We start from the raw sequence: 18,672 nt of genomic DNA on the forward strand, positions 1-18,672 counted from the left end.
TGAACAAATGTTAGGAATCTTGAGGGCGCTTGTCCACCTTCCTGGTCAAGATCGCCGCCAAGGAGGAGCGCAGCCGGGGTGAAATGGGAGGGGGAACGCCGTGTTTCAGGCGAAAACGAGCGAAACGAACTCGTCGACGAACGACATCACGGAGTCCGCGTCGTTGTGCTTGGCGGAGTTCTGGAAGAGGGCGACGCGACCGTGCGCACCGACGAACGCGATCACGGCAGCTCGCTCAGGGGACACCCGGAGCGCGACCCCCGCCGCGGCGCAGCGCGCGAAGCCGGCGACGAGCAAGTCGATCACGTCGGCCAGTGGCCCGGCCGGCCGGACGCCGGGCGCGGTCCGAGGAGGCCCGTTGGCCGTCATCAGCCGGTAGTGCCCCGGGTTGTCCATCGCGAACCGGCAGGAGGCGTGGAGCATCGCCCGCACGCGGCCCACCACGTCGCCGGAGTCCACTCGATCATCGGCCGCCTCCATCGCGACGCGCAGCCGGACGAACTCGTGCTCGGTGAGGCCCGCTACGAGCGCGGCACGATCGGTGAAGTGCTGGTAGATGCTGGCCGGCGCGATACCGGCGGCGCGGGCGACACCGCGGATGGTCAGCCCGTCCTCGCCGTCGAGCTCGGACAGCAACCGGCTGGCCGCGGCGAGGACCTCCCCGCGCAGCCGCTCGCCCTCCCCCCAGCGGTTGCGCCTGCGCGGGGCGCTGACCTGGACCTCTTTCGACACGTACCTATTCTTACCACTCAGCCGCCCGGCCGCGGCCCGGCCCGGGCTTCTCCCCTTGGAGCGTGGAAGCCTGACGGTGTTGCTGGCCTGTGCATGAGGACGAGGTGACTGACGATGCGGGGGGAGCGTTGCCGCGCGGGACGTGCTGGGGGACGACGGTGGCGGGGGCTGGGGGGCGGACGCCGTCCACATGGCCGATCGCCGGCGTATCCGGAAGAACCTGGCCGAGGCCGAAGGCCCTCGTCCGCTGCCTGGAACTCTCGACCGGGCAAACGCAACCGAGCACGTGAGGGCCTTCGCCGAGCTGATGAAAACCGCAAGGGCCGCCAACCGCACCGCTGCATCGCCCGCGTCGAGGCCGACGACCTGCTCGCCCTGCACACCTCCACCGCTCCCCGTTTCGTCCAGCGGTGTGGCAGCGGCTGTGATCTGCCTGGAGTGCTCGCGCTCCTTGGAGCGCAAGTGGTGTTTGATATGGCGGACGGTGCGGAAGGTCGTCAACGCGGTCTGGCCGGGCTCCGCTTCGACCGCCGGGGGACCTGTCGTGCTCAGCAAGCCCGATTCGATCCTCATATCTTGGAGGTCTGGATGCGTGCAGGCGTCGTCGTCGCCGCGCAGCCCGGTGTGGAGGATCTCGCCGTGCGGGCCGAGGAGCTGGGCTTGCACAGCTTCTGGGTCTACGACACCCCGATGGTCCACGGTGACCCCTTCGTCGCCTTGAGCCTGTGCGCGAAGGCCACCCGCCGCATCAGGCTCGGCATCGGCGTGACCTCACCGGCGCTGCGCTCGGCCCCGGCCGCGGCCTGCGGGTTCGCCAGCCTCAATGCCCTGGCGCCGGGCCGGATCATCTGCGGGGTCGGCACCGGAAACACCTCTCGGCGCACCCTGGGCATGCCGCCGACCACGGCGGCCGCGCTGGAGGACTTCATCGCGGCACTGCAGGATCTGTGCGCCGGACGCTCGACCGAGTACCGCGAAGGTGACCGGGTCCGCGACATCCGGTTCCTGCACACCGGTGCGCATGTGAACACCACTGATCCGATCGAGTTCGTCGTCGCGGCACTGCACGGACCCAAAGCCGCCGCCGTCGCCGGCCGCCGCGGCGCAGGCCTCATCTCCATCGGCCTGCTCGACCCCACCGCCTGGCACGCACTGCACGACGCCCGCCGCCAAGCCGCCCACGGCACGCCTCGCGACCCCGACTCCCACACGGTCTCCCGGGCGGAGTCGTACCTGGTCACCTCGCTCCACATGCTTGGCGAGAACGAGGACCCCCACGGCGACGCGGCCCGGGACGCGACAGGTCACCTGGTCCTGTCGCTGCTGGACTTCGCCGCCGACACACCTGCCTTCGCCGAGCAACTCGGCCCCGATGAACGCGAGGCGGTACGACGACTCCTCGACCGGCGAGGCACCACCGCAACCGCGCCGGACCGGTACACCAAGATCTACCCCGGCTACCTCGCACGCATCGCGCCGCAGGACCGGGACCTGGTCCTGCCCCCGCTGATGAACGCCCTGGCCCTCGTCGGCACCCGAGCCGACCTCCTCACCCGCATCACCGCCCTGGAACAGGCCGGCATCGACGAACTCCTCATCCCACCGGTGGTCGACCCGCCCACCGAGATGGCTCAGCTCGCGAAACTCCTCACCTGAGCGAACCGCCCGGCCCGCACGCACCCACCACTGTTCGACGCTCCGCGCTCGTCACCCCTCCCAACCTGGAAACGGCGGCGACGAGCAACGCTGGTCCACGCCGGCCGGGCTGGTGATCCGGCGCTGCCGCCACGCGTCGGGGTGCAGCAGCACCGGCATGGCCGGCCGGGCCTGCGCACGCACTCGTCCAGGCCGGCGGGGGACGAGCTTGCATGGAGGCCGGGTTCGCGCTCGTCAACGGTCACCTCGTGCCGATCCAGGTCTCGACCAGTCGGAGGAGCGGCTGCCAGTCCGGACAGGTGACCGGAGGAATTCAACAATCGCGGGAGCGACGGCGCAGGCGAGGTCTTCGGCCGTCTGAAGATCGTTGCCAATCGGGGCCATGGCCAACTGTCCGTTGGGGAGGGTGTCGGCGGCCTCTTCGGCAAGAGCGGTGGGGTGACGTGGGTCGGTGCCGGGGAAGATGAGGGTCGGTGTGGTGATCCTGGCGAGTTCGCTGATGCTTCGGAATGAGCGGCCGTGCCCGATGGCGGCTGCGGCCACGATGCTGGCGGGGTCCGACCGGGGAATGGCGTCGCGCACCATGGCCCCGACAACGGGATCGCCGGGGGTGTGCTCGGCTCCGTCCGGACGTCGATGTCCGCGGTGTCCCAGAAAGCCCCGGGCGCTGTCACCGGCCGTCGGTAGCGTGACCGCCGTGATGGTGGGCAGTGAAGAGACCCGGCTGGTTGTCCTGCGCGGCAACAGCGCCTCGGGGAAGTCGTCTATCGCGGCCGGTCTCCGCGAGAGGTTCGGCCGCGGCCTGGCCCTGGTCGGCCAGGACAACCTCCGCCGCATCGTGCTGCGCGAGCGGGACCGGCCCGGCGCGGCGAACATCGGCCTGATCGACCTGACGGCCCGCTACGCCCTGGACGCCGGCTATCACGTCGTCGTCGAAGGCATCCTCTACGCCGACCGCTACGGCAGCATGCTCGCCCAGCTGCGCGACGACCATCGCGGCCCGACCCACGGCTACTACCTGGACGTGCCGTTCGACGAAACCGTCGCCCGGCACGCCACCAAGCCGATCGCCGATGACGTCAACGAGGCGCAACTGCGTGACTGGTACCGGCCGCGCGATCTGCTGCCCGGCGGCATCGAGACCGTCATCGGCGCCGACAGCGCCCTGCATGAGACCGTCGACCGCATCATGCTCGACACCGGCCTGGCCCACCTGCCCGCACTGGACCGCTGACCTGGGCACCGTTGTGGCTCGGAGCATCGGGGACATCAGTGCCCGCCGGGCCCAGGGTGCCTCTTGTACGCGACGCGGCAGGGCACGCACACGTCATGTGGACCGCCTTGGCTCAGCCCAGCGCGTTCATCACGGCGGTGACATAGGAATCCAGCCGCTCCTCCACGGCTCGCGTCGTCAGCTCTGCTCTCCCTGCCTCCCGCCATGATCGCGCCACCCACCGCACTTCTTCCGAACACGCCAGCCCGTCCCGCACCTGCCAGTACAGCCGCTCGCTCGCGGCCGTGGCCAGCACCCCGCCGGCCTCCTGGTACGCCTCGGCGAACCGCAGACCCCACGCCGGGCCGTGCAGCAGCGCGAGATTGGTGGAGCAGTGCGCCACATCGAGATCCGCCGGGCCCCAGGAGGTAGCCGCCCAGTCGACGACGCCGGTGATCCGGACACCTGCGGACCTTGAGGACGGCATGTCGAACAGCACGTTGCCGGGTTGGAAGTCCCGGTGCAGGAATCGCCCTTCATAGGGCGGCGCGGGCTTGCGGATCACGTCGATCGCCGCGGCCCACGCCGCCGCGTCGGCACCCTTGGGAACCACGACGGTGTCGGCGGTCGTCAACGCCACATACTCCCGGGGCCGCTCGGCGGGTCGCACCGCGTGGATCGCCACGAGTTGTCGGGCCAGCAGGGGAACGCGCGTCTCCAATCCCTCATCGTCGAGGACCGTCCGGCCCGCCAGATGTGTCATGAGGAGCGATGGATACTCGCAATGCGCGGCGGTCGGATCAACCGCGACGAGTGCAGGAGCCGGCACGCCGCTCCCCGCGAGCAGGGTCAGGGCGCCGGCCTCCCGGTTCAGCCAGTCCTCGGCGTGCCCCAGGTAGAACGGGTCGACGAAGCTCCGCAGCACCAGGTCACGGCTGCCTCCGTCCCGCGTGCCGATGGTCAGCCTCCGCACTTCGGCAGTGATGCCGCCGTGCAGCGCCTCGGTCCTGACGATCCGCTCGCCGACCTCCAGGTGCCGGCACACCCACGCCAGTGTCAACGGTCGGACGGCCGCCGCCTCATCGTGGTTGGTCACCGTGCCACCTCAGCTCTCCGTGCCCTTCGGCAGCAATGTCGGGGACGGCCCCAGGATCGCATCGGCTCCTGGAATCGTCCAAAGACCGACGGGCAGCGGGCAGGTCGGCGCTCTTCCGGCCGACCACGGGGCGTGGGTGTTGGATCAGCCGACGCGATGGATGTCACCTGGATCGGTCTTCCACGTTCAACGAGCAGGTCGCCGTGTGTGTGGGGGGATCGATACGGCGGTCGGCTCCTTCGACCAGCGCTGTACGAGCGTCGCGTGCGCGGTCTCGGCCGCGATCCCCGTCTCGCTCACGGACGTGCGGTACTCGCCCTGCCAGGAGACCGTGCGCAGCGCGTGGTGGGCCTGGAGGTGCGGGATCGACCAGATCCAGGCGGCACAGAAGACGGCGTTCGTCAGCACGAGGAGAGCCCGCAGGAGAGTGGTCGCGGGGCGGGCGTACATACGAACGTTGGTGAGGATCCGCCAGTTCTGCAGGCCGGCGAGGCCGTGCTCGTTCGCCGCTCGCTCGCGGCTGACCAGCCGGTTCGCCTCCTTCTGGGCGTCACGAAGGGAACGGCCACGGGGCGTCCGGCGGCCGGTGATGATCACCGTTGGACGCGCTCAGTGGCTGCTCGGCGGCTTGCCGTAGTTCTGAGCCGTGGACAGGTACGGAAGGCCGAGCGTGCCGGGCGAGAAGGCCGCCGAGAGCCGCTGCGGCAGATCCGTGCGGCGCCCAGGGAGGCATCTGAGCGCTGCCGGAGAGCAGCCATGCGGCGCCCGCCCCCCGCTTTGCTGCCGATGGCTTCGCCAGCAGCGGCGGACGGTGGTTGAGCCGGCCGAGCGGGTCGGGCACCGCACTCGACGGCGCCTGTAGGCGGCCTGCACAGATGCCGCGGCCTCGATCCACATCCGTTCCGCTACGAGCCGGATGGCAGCAGTCCGCGGGCCAGGGTGAAGGCAGCCGTAGCGGTGGACAGGAGGGCGTTGATCCTTCCGAGGATGCGAGCCGTCCCGTCGGCATCCTGCGCGTCGACGGCCGCGGCCAGGTCGTCGGCGTACTCCCGCGCCCTTACCGCCTCATCGGACGTCGCGGTGTCCGCGTCCGTGCGCAGGGCGTCGATCAGTTGCTGGTGGGGAATGTCAGGCGCGTTCGCCCGGTTGCCGTAGCCGCCGTGGGCCACCGAATGATGGCTGTTGACGTTCGCCACGACGAAGCCGCCCGGTCCAGTGGAGATGTGCACCCCTTCGCCTCCTGCCCAGATGAACTTGCCCTCGTACTCGGTCCAGCCCTTGTGCGTCACGCTGTAGCTGCCGAACCGCCAACCCTCCACATCGATCAGTTTGTGCTTGAGCAGCTCGGCCAGGATGCGCATGACGTCCGCCCGATTCCATCCTCGCTCGGCGAAGTAGTCGGTCATCATCACGCGCCGTCCCGGGTTCGCCGCCCGTCGGCACATCTCGCGGAATGCCTGCCCCTGATAGGTATCCAACTGGTCCAGGGCGACCGACGGCTCAGGCAGCCGCCGCCGGTGCACCACTCCACGGATCCACACGAACAGTGTGTAGATCAACCAGCAGAGCAAGGCGATAACAACGAGCGCCAGTGTCGACTCCAAGCTCGTCAACCTCCCCCGTCGACCCAAGTCAACATATTTTAGGACCAGTTGGTGCGCTGTGGAATCGGTACCGCCAAACAGTGTGGATGGCGGCTTGTTCTCAGACCCACAGCGAGCCGTTCGGGCCGTAACGCCCCCGCGTACGGGAGGGTTGGCGGGCACAAGGTGCTGCCGCCAACCCTCCCACCTGGTCAACACGGGACGTAGGCGAGCAGTCGGGCCCACTGGGCAAGGCCGTCCGGTGAACCAGGGTCCCCGATATGCCCACCGTATGAGGGGCGCGGTCAGACCTGCGCCTGACCTCCGTCGACGAACCATTCGACGCCGTTGACGAAGCTGGAAGCGTCCGAGGCCAGGAACGTCGCCACGGCGGCGATCTCGTCCGGGTGGCCGATCCTGCCGAGCGGCACATCCGAGGCGAACTGGTGGAGGTCCGGGCCTACGACGCCGACCAGGCCCGGGGTCTCGGTAAAGGCAGCCTGTACGGCGCGTTCGGCGGGAAGCGGGAACTGTTCCACCGCGTGTTCGACGAGTACTGCGGCTCCGTCGTCGATGCCGTGAGCCGACAGCTGCGCGGCAACGACGCGGACGCCTACGCGCGGCTGTCCGCCCACGTGTACGCGATGGCGGCGACGACTGCCGCAGACACCGCCCACCGCGGATGTCTGTTGGCCAAGGGCGCCGCCGAGCTGGCCGAACACGACGAGACGGTGGCCAAGCGGGCGCGCGCGGCCATCGAGGCGCTGCAGGCGCTACTGGAGGGCGAGATAGCGGCCTGTCAGCGCAATGGCGATATTGCCGCGGACGCGGATCCCGGAGAGCTGGCTGCGCTGGTGCTCGCCGTACTGCGCGGCATCGAAGCGCTGGGCAAGGCCGGAGCGAGCGAGGAGACGCTGACCGATATCGCCCGGACAGCCCTTGCCGTACTGCCCCGCCCCGCTCACTGAGCTTCTTCGCTCCGGCATTAGCGAGTCCACTGCTCACGCCTGCACCACAGCGGTCACCGCCCTGCTCGCCGAGCGCGCACCGGGCCTGCCCACCGAGAAGCTCGACGTCCCGGACTACGACTCGTCCGCGGTGCAGGAATGCCTGATGCCCTGGCGTCCGTCGACCGGCACGGGCCCTGGGGGAGGGGCCGTACTGGTTGGCGTCTGGTGTGCTGTCCACCGTCATGCCCACGAGGTAGATGATCGGACTACAAGCCGCTCGACCGCGCAGGCGCGGCAGGCCGGGTTGTCGGCCGGGCACCCAGGCGAGCCCAGCCCGTAGGGCCGGCTCTCAGCGACTTTCGTGTGGTGGGTTCTGTGCCGGGGGCCGGCTTGCCGCCCAGCTGGCAAGGAGCCTGAGCCGGTCCTCGGAGGGCGTGCCGGGCTCGGCCGTGTAGATGGTCAGGTCGTGCACCGCACGGCCGCACAGCGGTAGGTCCATGGACTGATACGTCAGAACCAGGCGGCCGACCTCGGGGTGCTGCAGCCTCTTGGTGCCGCTGTGGTGGATACGGACGTCGTGCGCGGCCCACTGGGTGCGGAACTCGGGGCTGAGCGTGGACAGATCGCCCACGAGCTCGCGTAGGGCCCTGTCGTGGGGCTCGCGCCCGGCTTCGGCGCGCAGCAGCGCGACGGTGAGCACGGCGGCGGCTTCCCAGTCGACGAAGAAATCCCCCGAGCTCGAATCGAGGAAGATGTAGCGGGCGATGTTGGGCCGGCCGTGCCGGTCGGTGGTGTCGCTGTCGAACATCGGCGCGTGCAGGGCGCGGAACAGTGCATTGCTGGCGATGACGTTCATGCGGCCGTTGCGTACGAAGGCGGACGACATCGTCATGGAGTCGAGCATCCATTGGACGGAGGGCGGCACCTCGACATCCTTGCGGCGGCGCAGTGCGCGGGTGGCGGGCCGGGTGGCTCGGGCCAGGTCGAACAGGTAGGTGCGCTCGTCCTCGTCCAGATTCAGTGCCTGTGCCACCGCGTGGAGCACTTCCTCGGAGACGCCGCTGATATGCCCCTTTTCCAGTCGTGTATACCACTCGGTGCTCACGCCGGCGAGAACGGCGACCTCCTCGCGCCGCAGTCCCGGAACCCGGCGTCGGCCGCTGCTGGGCAGCCCGACCTGCTCCGGGGTGAGCTTGGCCCGCCGCGTGGCGAGGAAGTCCCGGATGTCGGCGCGGCTGCCGGCACGGTCGGGGCTGTGGTCCATGCCATCCACGGTAGCCGTCCATCGCCGCGGAGGGAGGTTGAGTTTATACCCCCCATAAATACGACCTTCCTCGTGCGCGGCCGGGACGGTTTCGTGGGGTCGGCAGCTCGATCACCTCTTCTGGAGAGAGAACATGACAGCGCGAGGAGGAGTTCTCCACGCTTCCGGCGACACGCACGCAGAAGAGCGCGCGCCTACGACCGCCCGGCTTCCGGCCGTCATCTACGTGCTGGCGATGGGCACGTTCCTGATGGGCACGACCGAGTTCGTCGTCGCGGGCCTGCTGCCGGAGATGGCGGGCGATCTTCAGGTGAGCGTGGCCCGAGCAGGACTGTCGATCACGGTCTTCGCCGTCGGAATGATCGTCGGCGCGCCGCTGATGTCGATGCTGACGCTGAGGCTGCCCCGGCGGCTGACGCTGGTGCTCGCCCTGGGGGGCTTCGCCGTCGGACACATCATCGTCGCGCTCGGCTCCAGCTTCGCGCTGCTGCTGGCGGCTCGGTTTCTGACGGCGCTCGCGACCGGGGCTTTCTGGGCCGTGGCCAACGTGGTGGCCGCACGTGTCGTCGGACCCGCCGCGAGCGCCCGTGCCCTGGGCGTCGTGGGCTCCGGAGCCATGCTCGCCACCGTCATCGGGGTACCGCTCGGCGCTTTCGCCGGGCATGCCATGGGCTGGCGGGGACCGTTCTGGGCGCTCGCCGGCCTCGCCGCGGCTTCCATGGGGCTGATCGCCCGGTACGTCCCGCACGACGGCCCCGATCAGCAGGGGGTTTCGATGCGCTCCGAGCTGTCCGCACTGCGCTCCGGCCGGCTCTGGCTGGCGCTGGCGGCCTGCGCGACGACGACCGGCGGCGTGCTGTCGACGTACTCCTACATCTCGCCCCTGCTGACCGACCGGACCAACCTCCCCGCCGGTCTCGTACCGCTGGTGCTCGTCGGCTTCGGAGCCGGGGCCCTGGCGGGCTCCCTCGTCGGAGGCCGTCTCGGCGACGTCCGCCCGCACGCGACCACCATCCTGGCGGCCGGTACGACCACGGTCCTGCTGTTGGCGCTCTGCCTGCTCTCCGGCTTCGCCGCGCCCACCATCGTGCTGGTCGCCCTGCTGGGCCTCTTCGGACTCGGCGCCAACCCGGTGCTGATCTCCCTGGCCGTACGTTTCGCCGGTCAGGCCCCAACCCTGGGCTCCGGCCTCACCGTCTCGGCGTTCAACTTCGGGACCGCGGCCGGTTCCTGGACGGCCGGCCTCGCCCTCGACTCGACCCTCGGAGCCACCGGTCCCGCCATGGTCGGTGCCGCCACCGCGGCACTGACCCTGATTCCCACGATCACCATCGCCGTCACCCGGAACCGGCGTCGTTCAGCGCCTCCCGTCGTCTCAGGCGGCGGAGGAAGCAGCCGCCCCTCGTCCGCTGCCCGCCCACGGGGAGGGTGATGGCAGCCATCAAGGGCGTGCGGTGTCGCCCTCTCCCTCGGTGACGACGAACTCGCCACCTGTCCCGCTGTTGTGTACGACAACCCGTCCGTGATGCGAAGGCCTGCATATGTCCACTGAGCTTCCTGACTCTGCTGTCCCACCCCCCATCGGACCGAGCGAGTCCTCACCACCTCCCACTCGGCGTACTTTCATCGCCACCGGTACCGCGGTCGGCGGTGTTGTTGTCGCGGGCGGAGTGATCGCGGGCACGTCCCTCGTCGGCTCGGAGGAGGCGACTGCTGCTGCGGCATCGCCCTCCAGCCGTGTGACCATGACGGTCAACGGAAACCGGCGGACCGTGACGGTGGACAACCGCACCTCGCTGCTGGACCTGCTGCGGGAGCACTTCGGCCTGACCGGCTCCAAGAAGGGGTGCAACGCCGGAGCCTGCGGCGCCTGCACCGTGCTGGTCGACGGTCAGCGGGTCAACTCCTGTCTGACGCTCGCCGTCCGACTGGAGGGCGCGGAGGTCACCACCATCGAGGGGCTGGCCGACGGCGACCGACTCCACCCGTTGCAACAGGCGTTCATTGACCAGGACGCCTTTCAGTGCGGCTACTGCACACCCGGCCAGATCGTCTCCGGCGTCGGCTGCATCCGGGAGGGACACACCGGTTCGCCGGAGGAGATCCGGGAGTGGATGAGCGGCAACATCTGCCGCTGCGGCTGTTACGTGAAGATCGTGCGCGCGGTAGAGCAGACCGCGGGCGGGAAGTGAGGTTCGGCCGCAATGCATCCCTTCACCTACACCCGCGTCTCCGACACCCGTGAGGCGCTCGACGCCGGTCGTCGCGGCGGGCGATACATCGCCGGCGGCACCACCCTCGTCGACCTGATGCGCGAAACCGTCGAGCGACCCGAGACGCTCGTCGACATCAGCGATCTGCCCCTGCGCGAGGTTGACGTGACCGAGCGCGGGGGCTTGCGGATCGGTGCGCTGGTGACCATGTCCGAGGCCGCCGCCCACCCCAAGGTGCGCACGCTGTATCCCGTCATCTCCGACGCGCTGGAGCTGAGCGCATCGGCCCAGCTGCGGAACATGGCGACCATCGGCGGCAACATCATGCAGCGCACCAGGTGTACGTACTTCCGTGACGTGACCGCCGACTGCAACAAGCGCGAGCCCGGCTCCGGCTGCGCCGCACGGCACGGCTTCAACCGGACGCACGCGATCCTCGGCACCTCCGACGCCTGCGTAGCGACCCACCCCTCCGATGTCGCCGTCGCGTTCGCGGCCCTGGAGGCCAGGGTCCATCTGCTGGGTCCGGACGGGGCGCGTCAGGCCCCCTTCGCCGACTTCCTGCTGCGGCCGGGCAAGACTCCTGATCGTGAACAGGCCATCAAACCGGGCGAGTTGATCACGGAGGTGGAGATCCCCGCCCTTCCGCGTCCCCTCAAGTCCGGCTACCTGAAGGTCCGCGACCGGCAGTCGTACGAGTTCGCCCTCACCTCCGCGGCCGTCGCACTGCACGTGCGCGGGGGAGTGATCCGCGAGGCGAAGGTCGCGGCCGGGGGAGTGGGCACCGTGCCGTGGAAGCTACCCGACGTGGAGCGGCATCTCGTCGGTGAACGACCATCCGAGTCCCTGTGGGCAGCAGCCGCCGCGCGGGCAGCGGACGAGGCCCGCCCGCTGCGACACAACCGGTTCAAGGCCGAGCTGCTGAAGCGGACCGTCGAACGCCAGCTGCGCATCGTAGGAGGTAGCAAGTGAGCCCCCAGCCGCAGGCGGCCGTGGGTGCGCCGCTGTCCCGGGTGGACGGTCGGCTCAAGGTCACCGGCCGGGCGAAGTACGCCGCTGAGCACGACGTCGACGGGGTCGTGCACGCCGTCATCGTCGATGCGAGCATCGGCCGCGGCCGGATCACGTCCATCGACACCGGCGCGGCCGAGGAGCATCCGGGCGTGCTGCGGGTGATCCACCACCGCAACGCGCCGAAGCTGCCGTACCGCGACAACGCCGGGTCCAACAACCCGCCCGGCCGCAGGCTGCGGGTCTTCCAGGACGACCGGGTGCTCTTCCACGGACAGCCGGTCGCCGTCGTGGTCGCCACCACTCTGGAGGCCGCGCAGCACGGGGCGGGCCTGGTGAAGCTCGGCTACGACGTCGAGCAGCCCTCGACCGACCTGCACGAGGCCGAGCCGGACAAGCCGACGAACTACGCGCGCGGCGACGCGGAAGCCGCCCTGCGGGACGCCGCCGTACGGCTGGACCTGACGTATCAGCTGGCGCGCAACCACCACAACCCGATGGAGCCGCACGCCACCATCGCCCGCTGGAACGGCGACAAGCTGACCGTGTGGGACAAGACGCAGTGGGTGGTGGGTACCCATGACGAACTCGCGGCTGTTTTCGACCTGCCCAAGGCTTCGGTGCGCGTCATTAACCCGTTCGTCGGCGGCGGCTTCGGCAGCGGGCTGCGCTGCTGGCCGCACACGGTTGTCGCCGCGGTGGCCGCGCGGGAGACGGGCCGCCCGGCCAAGCTGGTGCTCAGCCGCAGGCAGATGTACTTCGGTACCGGCTTCCGGCCCTCCTACGAGTACCGTCTGCGGCTGGGCAGCAGTCGGCGAGGGCGGTTGACCGCCGCCGTCCACGAGATGGACTCCGAAACCTCGTCGTACGAGACCTTCACCGAGGACATCCTGCCCGCGGGCCAGATGCTCTACAGCATGGCCAACGTGAGCCAGGTGTACCGGACGGTGCCGCTGGATGTGAACACCCCGGTCTGGAAGCGCGGTCCGGGCTTCGCCACGGCGTCGTTCGTGATCGAGTCGGCCATGGACGAGCTCGCGCACGAACTCGGCATCGATCCCATAGAACTGCGCCAGCGCAACGAACCGAACGAGGACGAGGCGAAGAACCTGCCGTTCTCCACCCGTCGGCTCCGTGAGTGCTACACCGTCGGCGCCCGCGAGTTCGGCTGGCACCATCGCTCCTCCCGGCCGCGTGCCCGGCGCGAGGGCGACTGGCTGATCGGTATGGGTATGGCCGCTGGTGTCTACGGTCCCGGGCGGGTGGCGGCCCAGGCCCGGGTCCGCCTGGACGCCGACGGGACCGCCGTGGTCGAGGCCGCGTCCAGCGACATGGGACCGGGCACCTACACCTCCCAGACGCAGGTCGCCGCGGATGCCCTCGGACTGACCATGCGCACGGTCACCTTCCGGCTGGGGGACTCGCTCTACCCGCCGACGCCGCCTCACGGCGGCTCGATGACCTTGGCCTCTGTCGGCAGCGCCGTCCTCGACGGCTGCAACAAGGTGCGACGGCAGGCGATCAAGCTGGCCGTCGAGGACCGCGAGTCGCCGCTGTACGGAGTGGACGCGGACGACGTGGTGGTCCGCAGCGGCCGGCTGCACGTGAAGGGCACCCCGTCCCGAAGCGAAACCTACCGGAGCCTGCTGGCCCGCCATGACCGCTCTCACCTCGAAGCCCTCGGCTCCTACGACGGGCCGCCGAGTCCCGAGCGGCACGCCTACCATGCTTACAACGCCACCTTCGCCGAGGTCGCCGTCGACGCCCGTCTCGGGCTGGTCCGGGTGCGGCGCATGCTCGGCGTGTACGACGCGGGCCGCATCGTCAGCCCCAAGCTCGCCGAGAGCCAGGCGATCGGCGGCATCGTGGGCGGCATCGGCACGGCCCTGCTGGAGCACACGGTCACCGACCACCGCGACGGGCGGATCGTGAACGCCAACCTGGCCGACTATCTCGTCCCCGTCAACGCCGACGTCCCCGATGTCAAAGCGATTTACCTGGACGGCGAGGACCGCGAGGCCAACGCGCTCGGCGTCAAGGGGCTCGGCGAGGTCGTGATGGTCGGGGTGGCACCCGCGATCGCGAACGCGGTCTTCAACGCCACCGGCCGCCGCATCCGCGAACTGCCCATCACCGCTGAGGCGTTGATCTGACCGGGGCAGTCCCCTCAGGGACTGCCCCCATGGATCGGTCCGGCAGCCCACCCCCGTCGCTGCGGGACCTCCCAAGGGCCGCCGCCGCGCGTGGACTCCCCGCCGGCTGCCGCCGCGCGTGGACTCCCCGCCGGCGCGGCGGCGGCTCCGCAAAGCGGTCGGCAGACGGGCCAGGCAGTGGCGGACCGGGCCGCAGCCCAGCTACGGGCGGACGCACCGCCCTCGCCTCCATCGGCGGGGACGCGGACACTTGCCCCGAGCGGCTGTCCGTCCAGCAAGCGTCGGTCAGGGGAGCCCGGTGGTGGCGCGGCCGCCTGTGCCGCGGAGAAGGCCAAGCTTGCCCGCGTCGCGGCTTTCGGACTGCTGCGGTGCAGGTGACCATACGCAGGTCCGCCCCGGGGCAGGATGAGGACGTCGCAGTCGAGCAGGATGTCGCCGACCTCCGGATGCCGGGCGCGCGCCGGCTGCCGACGGGGAGCGACGCCGTTGCCTTCAACCCCGGGTTCGTGCCCGGCACCGGCCTCGCCCGTAACGCGGGACCCGTCCTGCTCGAACAGCTGCACTGTCCGCATGCGTCGGGCCTCGGCCAACTGCGGTTGCATCAGCGGCGGAGCTGAGACTTCGGAAACAACGGACTGAGAGGTTGTCTCACGTGGGCAGGTTCCTGAGCTCCTTGCGGCAGGTCGGGGCGGTGACCATAGCTGACCACGGCTCCGCCGGTCGTTGCGGACCGCGTACGGGATCTTGAGACCATGAGCAGCCCATGGCAGGCTCGTGTCGCATGATCGATGAGTTCGCGAAAGAAAACCTGCACAAGAGACTGCGGCGGGACCGTGAGGCGCTGCTCTGGAAACTCGATGGCTTGTCCGAATACGACGCGCGCCGGCCTCTGACAGCGACCGGAACCAACCTCCTCGGCCTGGTCAAACACGTGGCCACGGTCGAGGCCAGGTACTTCGGTGAGGTCTTCGACCGCCCTTCCCCGGAACCGCTGTGCCGGTGGCAGGACTCCGACGGCAGCGATCACTGGGCGGCCGAGAACGAGACCCGCGATCAGATCATCGGGTTCTACCGGCGCACGTGGGAACACTCGGACGCGACGATCAACGAGCTTCCCCTCGATGCCCCCGGCCACGTGCCCTGGTGGTCGGAGCCTTATCCGAACACGAACCTGTTCGCCATCATGGTCCATGTCCTCGGCGAGACCATCCGGCATGCCGGGCATGCCGACATCCTGCGCGAGGGCGTCGACGGCCGGACCGGGGTGCGCGCCGAAAACGAGCAGCCGATCGACGAGGAAGCCCGTGCGGCTTACTTCACGAAGATCGAGCAGGCCGCCAGGACGGCCGCACCAACCAAGGCTTAGAAGGCCCTCCCACGACGTGACCTGATGTTCGAGCGGCATGATGCCGGTCGTGAGTGCTGCTCTGTCGAAGCGTGTGGTTCCTGATGCACTCTGGGAGCTGGTTGCCCCGTTATTGCCGTCGTTCGCGGCTCGACCGCAAGGTGGTGGGACCGCTCCGTGTGACGAACGGGCCGTGTTCACGGCAGTGGTGTACGTCCTGACCACCGGCTGTGCATGGCGGCACCTGCCGCCGACGTTCGGCACGTCCCCCGCCACCGCGCATCGCCGCTTTCATCCCCGCCATCCGGTCCCGCCGGGAGCAACGGCGACGCCGCCCCGTCAAACTCCGCGCGGACAAGGCGTACTTTTCCGCCGAACACCTGGCCTGGCTGCGCGAGCGTGGGCTCGTCGCGCGCATCGCGCGGCCAGGCGTCGAGTCCGGCGTGAGTTCATTCGGCTCAGGCAGCCTCGTATCGCACGAAGCACGCCATTCCAGTCCGCCGTCGGCGGTGAGCAGCGCGATTCCGGGGCCCGCGGCAGCGATCCAGGTGTCCGGCCGGTCGCGTACCGGCGCGACGGCGCCGAGCAGCACGTGGCTGGGGCCAGTTGCGCGTTCTCGGCGCGGAGTGTACGCAGCACCAGCGCGCCCAGTTCGTCGGCGCCGACCCGGTCGGCCCGGCGCACCCCGGTGGCCGAGCCGGGCGAGGCCGATCGCGACGTTGGATTCGGCTCCGGCTACGGAAAGGCCGAGACTTCCCCCCAGCCGTAGCGTGCTGTGGGCCCGTAGCGCGGCCATCGTCTCGCCGAACGTGACCACTTCGGGCGCGGCCCGGTCGGTCGGGGCCCGGTCGGTCGGGGCCGTCATGGCGCGTCCCGCGTGATCATGGCGCGGAAGGCGGCCGCCCGGGTACGGAGGTCGCCAAGATCGCCGCCGTCGGCGGCATCCCCGATCAGTGGCGAGCCCACGCCGACAGCGAGTGCGCCATGGCCGAGGTAGTCGCGGGCGGCGGCCGCGTCCACTCCGCCGACGGGCACGATGGGCACGTCGGGGAACGGGTCGCGCAGCGCCCGCAGGTAGGCCGGTCCGCCGAGAGAAGCGGGAAAGAGCTTGATCGCACAGGCGCCCCGCGCGAGGGCGAGTTCGATTTCGCTCGGTGTCAGGGCGCCCATCAGCACCGGTGTGTCGTCCGGGACGTCGGCGGTTCGCAGGATGTCGACGAGCGCCGGGGTGACGAGGTACGACGCGCCGGCCTCCACGGCGCGAGCGGCGTCGGCAGCTGTGCGCACCGTGCCGGCGCCCACCAGCGCCTCTGGGCCGAGTTCGGCGCGCGCCCGCGCGATCACCGTCGGTGCGTCGTTCGTGGTCAACGAGATCTCCATGGCCTCGATGCCCTCCTCGGCGAGGGTGAGTACGACGCGCAGCGCCGCGTCGGGGTCGTTGCCCCGCACGATCGCCAGCAGGCGGTGTGTTCGCAGTGTTTCCACGAGGTTCATGGGGTGGGGCTCTCTCCTGGTGCGCTGAATCGGACGGGCCGGGGGCGCGTCACCATTCGGTGAACGATCCGTCGGTGCGCCGCCATACGGGGTTGCGCCAGCGGTGTCCGGTCTCGGCGGCACGGCGTACCGCCTTCTCGTCGATCTCTACGCCCAGCCCGGGCCGAGCGCCGGCGATGGCATAGCCGTTGTCGAATCGGAAGGGTGCGGGATCCATCACGTAGTCCAGCAGGTCGTTCTGCTGGTTGTAGTGGATGCCCATGCTCTGTTCCTGGATGAGGAAGTTGGGTACCGCGAAGGCGATCTGCAGGCTCGCGGCCAGGGCGAGGGGGCCGAGGGGGCAGTGCGGCGCCATGGCCACGTCGTAGGTTTCGGCCATGGCCGCGATGCGGCGGACCTCGGAGATGCCGCCCGCGTGCGACAGGTCGGGCTGGGCGACGGCGATGCCGCTGGCCAGGACCTCGCGGAAGTCCCAGCGGGAGTAGAGGCGTTCCCCGGTCGCGAGGGGCACGCTGGTGGACTCCACCAGGCTGCGCAGATGGCTCGAGTGTTCCGGCAGGACGGGCTCTTCCACGAACATCGGGTGCAGCGGTTCGAGCAGCGGCAGCAGGCGGCGCGACATGGCGGTGGAGACCCGGCCGTGGAAGTCGACGGCGATGTCCCGTTCGTCGCCGAGGACCTCGCGGACGGCCGTGACGCGTTCGACGACCTCGGCGGTGCGTGCCGGGGTGTCGATCGGGGCGAGTTCGGCCGAACCGTTCATCTTCACGGCGGTGAAGCCCGCCCGCACCTGCTCCTTGGCCAGCTCCGCCACATCGGACGGGCGGTCTCCGCCGATCCAGGCGTACATCCGCACCCGGTCGCGTACCGGGCCGCCGAGGAGCCGGTGCACCGGGACGCCGTAGGTCTTGCCGGCGATGTCCCACAGCGCCTGGTCGATGCCCGCGACGGCGCTGGAGAGGATCGGACCGCCGCGGTAGAAGCCGCCCTTGGTGAGCACCTGCCAGTGGTCCTCGATGCGCAGCGGATCCTGCCCGATGAGGTAGTCGGCCAGCTCGTGGACCGCGGCGCGTACGGTTTCGGCGCGGCCTTCGACCACGGGTTCGCCCCAGCCGATGATCCCTTCGTCGGTGGCGATACGCAGGAACAGCCACCGGGGAGCCACCAGGAACGTCTCGAGCCCGGTTATTTTCAAGGGGATTCCTCCTGCACGGCCGCGGTGGTGGTGTCTTCGTCGTGTTGGTCTCTCGACTGCACGGCTGCCAAGTCCTCGGAAGCTTGGGTGAGCAGCGATTCGACGGCGGCCACGGCGGCGTCCGGGTCGCCCGCTTCGATGGCGCTCAGCAGTTCCTGGTGCACCGGTACGGAGTCCGAGAAGTGCTGGGCACCGTGCACGATCCGGTCACGTATGCCGAGCCCCGCCTCGATGACGACTTCCATCCGGCTCAGCAGTTCGTTGTGGGCGGCGTCCAGCAGGGCGCGGTGGAAGGCCAGGTCGGCCTCCACCATCGCGTCCGCGTCCGACCCGGCGGCCGCCATCGCGTCGAGTGCCCGGCGCATGGCGGCGAGATCGGATTCGGTGCGGCGGGTCGCGGCGAGCCGGGCGCCGGCGGGCTCGACGATGGCGCGGACCTCGGCGAGGTCTTCCAGGAAGCCTTCGGTGGGAGCGCTGCTGCCCTGCCAGCGCAGCAGGTCGCTGTCGAGCAGGTTCCAGTGGGCACGGGGCCGGATCGTCGTGCCGCGCTTCTGCCGGGACTCGATCAGCCCCTTGGACGCCAGCACCCGCATCGCCTCGCGCACCACGGTCTTGCTGACGCCGAGTTCGGCTTCGAGCTGATCCGGGTGCAGGACGGAGCCGGGCGGGTGGTCGCCGCGGATGATGCGCCGGCCTATTTCCTCCACGGCTTGTCCGTGCAGTCCCTTGCCGGGATAGGTCACCACGTTCTCCGATTCCGCCCGAGG

18 protein-coding genes and 4 pseudogenes are annotated in these 18,672 nt (G+C 70.0%); 11 read left to right on the plus strand and 11 right to left on the minus strand.

Annotation, left to right across the window (positions count from 1 at the left end; translation table 11 throughout):
* Positions 1 to 105 precede the first annotated feature (105 nt).
* A complete protein-coding gene (locus tag IEJ02_RS06545; protein ID WP_191063846.1) occupies positions 106 to 732 on the minus strand; it encodes a TetR/AcrR family transcriptional regulator in 627 nt (208 codons plus the stop codon).
* Between the two features lie 588 nt (positions 733 to 1,320).
* Between IEJ02_RS06545 and IEJ02_RS06550 the strand changes: the two genes are divergently transcribed.
* The gene (locus tag IEJ02_RS06550) at positions 1,321 to 2,388 is read left to right on the plus strand and encodes an LLM class flavin-dependent oxidoreductase (RefSeq protein WP_191063847.1); all 1,068 of its coding nucleotides are present in this window, start codon (positions 1,321 to 1,323) and stop codon (positions 2,386 to 2,388) included.
* A 234-nt stretch (positions 2,389 to 2,622) separates the two neighbouring features.
* Here IEJ02_RS06550 and IEJ02_RS06555 read toward each other — a convergent pair whose 3' ends face one another.
* Complete coding sequence (locus IEJ02_RS06555) at positions 2,623 to 2,973, minus strand: alpha/beta fold hydrolase (protein ID WP_223863483.1); 351 nt, start codon at positions 2,971 to 2,973, stop codon at positions 2,623 to 2,625.
* A 115-nt stretch (positions 2,974 to 3,088) separates the two neighbouring features.
* Between IEJ02_RS06555 and IEJ02_RS06560 the strand changes: the two genes are divergently transcribed.
* On the plus strand, positions 3,089 to 3,622 hold the full coding sequence (locus IEJ02_RS06560) for an AAA family ATPase (protein ID WP_191063848.1): 534 nt from the start codon (positions 3,089 to 3,091) through the stop codon (positions 3,620 to 3,622).
* A 112-nt stretch (positions 3,623 to 3,734) separates the two neighbouring features.
* On the opposite strand, the gene IEJ02_RS06565 is transcribed toward IEJ02_RS06560, so the two are convergent.
* The 4 genes and pseudogenes from IEJ02_RS06565 to IEJ02_RS06580 form a co-directional block, all read right to left on the minus strand.
* Positions 3,735 to 4,697 (minus strand): phosphotransferase family protein, encoded by a 963-nt coding sequence (locus tag IEJ02_RS06565; RefSeq protein ID WP_191063849.1) that lies wholly within the window; start codon positions 4,695 to 4,697, stop codon positions 3,735 to 3,737.
* A gap of 186 nt (positions 4,698 to 4,883) precedes the next feature.
* Positions 4,884 to 5,294: a hypothetical protein gene (locus tag IEJ02_RS48305; RefSeq protein WP_317985739.1), complete on the minus strand. Its 411-nt coding sequence runs from the start codon at positions 5,292 to 5,294 to the stop codon at positions 4,884 to 4,886.
* 308 nt (positions 5,295 to 5,602) lie between these two features.
* Positions 5,603 to 6,301 (minus strand): hypothetical protein, encoded by a 699-nt coding sequence (locus IEJ02_RS06575; RefSeq protein WP_191063850.1) that lies wholly within the window; start codon positions 6,299 to 6,301, stop codon positions 5,603 to 5,605.
* 284 nt (positions 6,302 to 6,585) lie between these two features.
* Positions 6,586 to 6,771: pseudogene (locus IEJ02_RS06580) on the minus strand (SDR family oxidoreductase); the annotation flags it as partial.
* On the opposite strand from IEJ02_RS06580, the gene IEJ02_RS06585 reads away from it, so the two are divergent.
* Both IEJ02_RS06585 and IEJ02_RS48310 read left to right on the plus strand, forming a co-directional pair.
* Positions 6,727 to 7,248 carry a TetR/AcrR family transcriptional regulator gene (locus IEJ02_RS06585; RefSeq protein WP_317985740.1) on the plus strand — a complete coding sequence of 174 codons (522 nt, stop codon included), beginning with the start codon at positions 6,727 to 6,729 and terminating at the stop codon, positions 7,246 to 7,248. The pseudogene IEJ02_RS06580 and the gene IEJ02_RS06585 sit on opposite strands and share 45 nt — an antisense overlap.
* 13 nt (positions 7,249 to 7,261) lie before the next feature.
* A pseudogene (locus tag IEJ02_RS48310) lies at positions 7,262 to 7,366 on the plus strand (IS5/IS1182 family transposase); the annotation flags it as partial.
* Between the two features lie 213 nt (positions 7,367 to 7,579).
* On the opposite strand, the gene IEJ02_RS06590 reads toward IEJ02_RS48310, so the two are convergent.
* Positions 7,580 to 8,494, minus strand: a complete 915-nt coding sequence (locus tag IEJ02_RS06590) for a helix-turn-helix domain-containing protein (protein ID WP_191063851.1) — start codon at positions 8,492 to 8,494, stop codon at positions 7,580 to 7,582.
* Positions 8,495 to 8,627: 133 nt separating this feature from the next.
* Here IEJ02_RS06590 and IEJ02_RS06595 point away from each other — a divergent pair, with 133 nt between their 5' ends.
* From IEJ02_RS06595 to IEJ02_RS51355, 7 genes and pseudogenes are all read left to right on the plus strand, one after another.
* Positions 8,628 to 9,926: an MFS transporter gene (locus tag IEJ02_RS06595; RefSeq protein WP_191063852.1), complete on the plus strand. Its 1,299-nt coding sequence runs from the start codon at positions 8,628 to 8,630 to the stop codon at positions 9,924 to 9,926.
* Positions 9,927 to 10,035: 109 nt separating this feature from the next.
* Complete coding sequence (locus IEJ02_RS06600; RefSeq protein WP_191063853.1) at positions 10,036 to 10,686, plus strand: (2Fe-2S)-binding protein; 651 nt, start codon at positions 10,036 to 10,038, stop codon at positions 10,684 to 10,686.
* A 12-nt stretch (positions 10,687 to 10,698) separates the two neighbouring features.
* Positions 10,699 to 11,679: an FAD binding domain-containing protein gene (locus IEJ02_RS06605; RefSeq protein WP_191063854.1), complete on the plus strand. Its 981-nt coding sequence runs from the start codon at positions 10,699 to 10,701 to the stop codon at positions 11,677 to 11,679.
* Positions 11,676 to 13,871 carry a xanthine dehydrogenase family protein molybdopterin-binding subunit gene (locus IEJ02_RS06610; protein ID WP_191063855.1) on the plus strand — a complete coding sequence of 732 codons (2,196 nt, stop codon included), beginning with the start codon at positions 11,676 to 11,678 and terminating at the stop codon, positions 13,869 to 13,871. The genes IEJ02_RS06605 and IEJ02_RS06610 overlap by 4 nt, the downstream gene beginning before the upstream one ends.
* A gap of 374 nt (positions 13,872 to 14,245) precedes the next feature.
* The gene (locus IEJ02_RS48315) at positions 14,246 to 14,488 is read left to right on the plus strand and encodes a hypothetical protein (RefSeq protein WP_223863484.1); all 243 of its coding nucleotides are present in this window, start codon (positions 14,246 to 14,248) and stop codon (positions 14,486 to 14,488) included.
* 164 nt (positions 14,489 to 14,652) lie between these two features.
* Positions 14,653 to 15,237, plus strand: coding sequence for a DinB family protein (locus IEJ02_RS06620; RefSeq protein ID WP_191063856.1), 585 nt, complete (start codon positions 14,653 to 14,655; stop codon positions 15,235 to 15,237).
* A gap of 40 nt (positions 15,238 to 15,277) precedes the next feature.
* Positions 15,278 to 15,499 (plus strand): annotated as a pseudogene (locus IEJ02_RS51355) (transposase); the annotation flags it as partial.
* 311 nt (positions 15,500 to 15,810) lie between these two features.
* On the opposite strand, the pseudogene IEJ02_RS51360 reads toward IEJ02_RS51355, so the two are convergent.
* The 4 genes and pseudogenes from IEJ02_RS51360 to IEJ02_RS06640 all read right to left on the minus strand — a co-directional run.
* Positions 15,811 to 16,081, minus strand: a pseudogene (locus IEJ02_RS51360) (PfkB family carbohydrate kinase); the annotation flags it as partial.
* Positions 16,078 to 16,710, minus strand: coding sequence for a bifunctional 4-hydroxy-2-oxoglutarate aldolase/2-dehydro-3-deoxy-phosphogluconate aldolase (locus IEJ02_RS06630; protein ID WP_191063858.1), 633 nt, complete (start codon positions 16,708 to 16,710; stop codon positions 16,078 to 16,080). The pseudogene IEJ02_RS51360 and the gene IEJ02_RS06630, both read right to left, overlap by 4 nt.
* Positions 16,711 to 16,759: 49 nt before the next feature.
* Positions 16,760 to 17,905: a galactonate dehydratase gene (gene dgoD / locus IEJ02_RS06635; RefSeq protein ID WP_191063859.1), complete on the minus strand. Its 1,146-nt coding sequence runs from the start codon at positions 17,903 to 17,905 to the stop codon at positions 16,760 to 16,762.
* Positions 17,902 to 18,651, minus strand: a complete 750-nt coding sequence (locus tag IEJ02_RS06640; RefSeq protein ID WP_191063860.1) for a FadR/GntR family transcriptional regulator — start codon at positions 18,649 to 18,651, stop codon at positions 17,902 to 17,904. The genes dgoD and IEJ02_RS06640 overlap by 4 nt, the downstream gene beginning before the upstream one ends.
* Between the last annotated feature and the right edge of the window lie 21 nt (positions 18,652 to 18,672).

The sequence above is a fragment of the Streptomyces sp. 5-10 genome (assembly GCF_014712245.1).
GTDB classification, from domain to species: domain Bacteria; phylum Actinomycetota; class Actinomycetes; order Streptomycetales; family Streptomycetaceae; genus Streptomyces; species Streptomyces violaceusniger.

Coding starts and splice junctions, on each gene's coding strand:
- IEJ02_RS06550 (WP_191063847.1), top strand. CDS start 1,321: ATGCGTGCAGGCGTCGTCGTCGCCGCGCAGCCCGGTGTGGAGGATCTC.
- IEJ02_RS06555 (WP_223863483.1), bottom strand. CDS start 2,973: ATGGTGCGCGACGCCATTCCCCGGTCGGACCCCGCCAGCATCGTGGCC.
- IEJ02_RS06560 (WP_191063848.1), top strand. CDS start 3,089: ATGGTGGGCAGTGAAGAGACCCGGCTGGTTGTCCTGCGCGGCAACAGC.
- IEJ02_RS06590 (WP_191063851.1), bottom strand. CDS start 8,494: ATGGACCACAGCCCCGACCGTGCCGGCAGCCGCGCCGACATCCGGGAC.
- IEJ02_RS06595 (WP_191063852.1), top strand. CDS start 8,628: ATGACAGCGCGAGGAGGAGTTCTCCACGCTTCCGGCGACACGCACGCA.
- IEJ02_RS06600 (WP_191063853.1), top strand. CDS start 10,036: ATGTCCACTGAGCTTCCTGACTCTGCTGTCCCACCCCCCATCGGACCG.
- IEJ02_RS06605 (WP_191063854.1), top strand. CDS start 10,699: ATGCATCCCTTCACCTACACCCGCGTCTCCGACACCCGTGAGGCGCTC.
- IEJ02_RS06620 (WP_191063856.1), top strand. CDS start 14,653: ATGATCGATGAGTTCGCGAAAGAAAACCTGCACAAGAGACTGCGGCGG.
- IEJ02_RS06630 (WP_191063858.1), bottom strand. CDS start 16,710: ATGAACCTCGTGGAAACACTGCGAACACACCGCCTGCTGGCGATCGTG.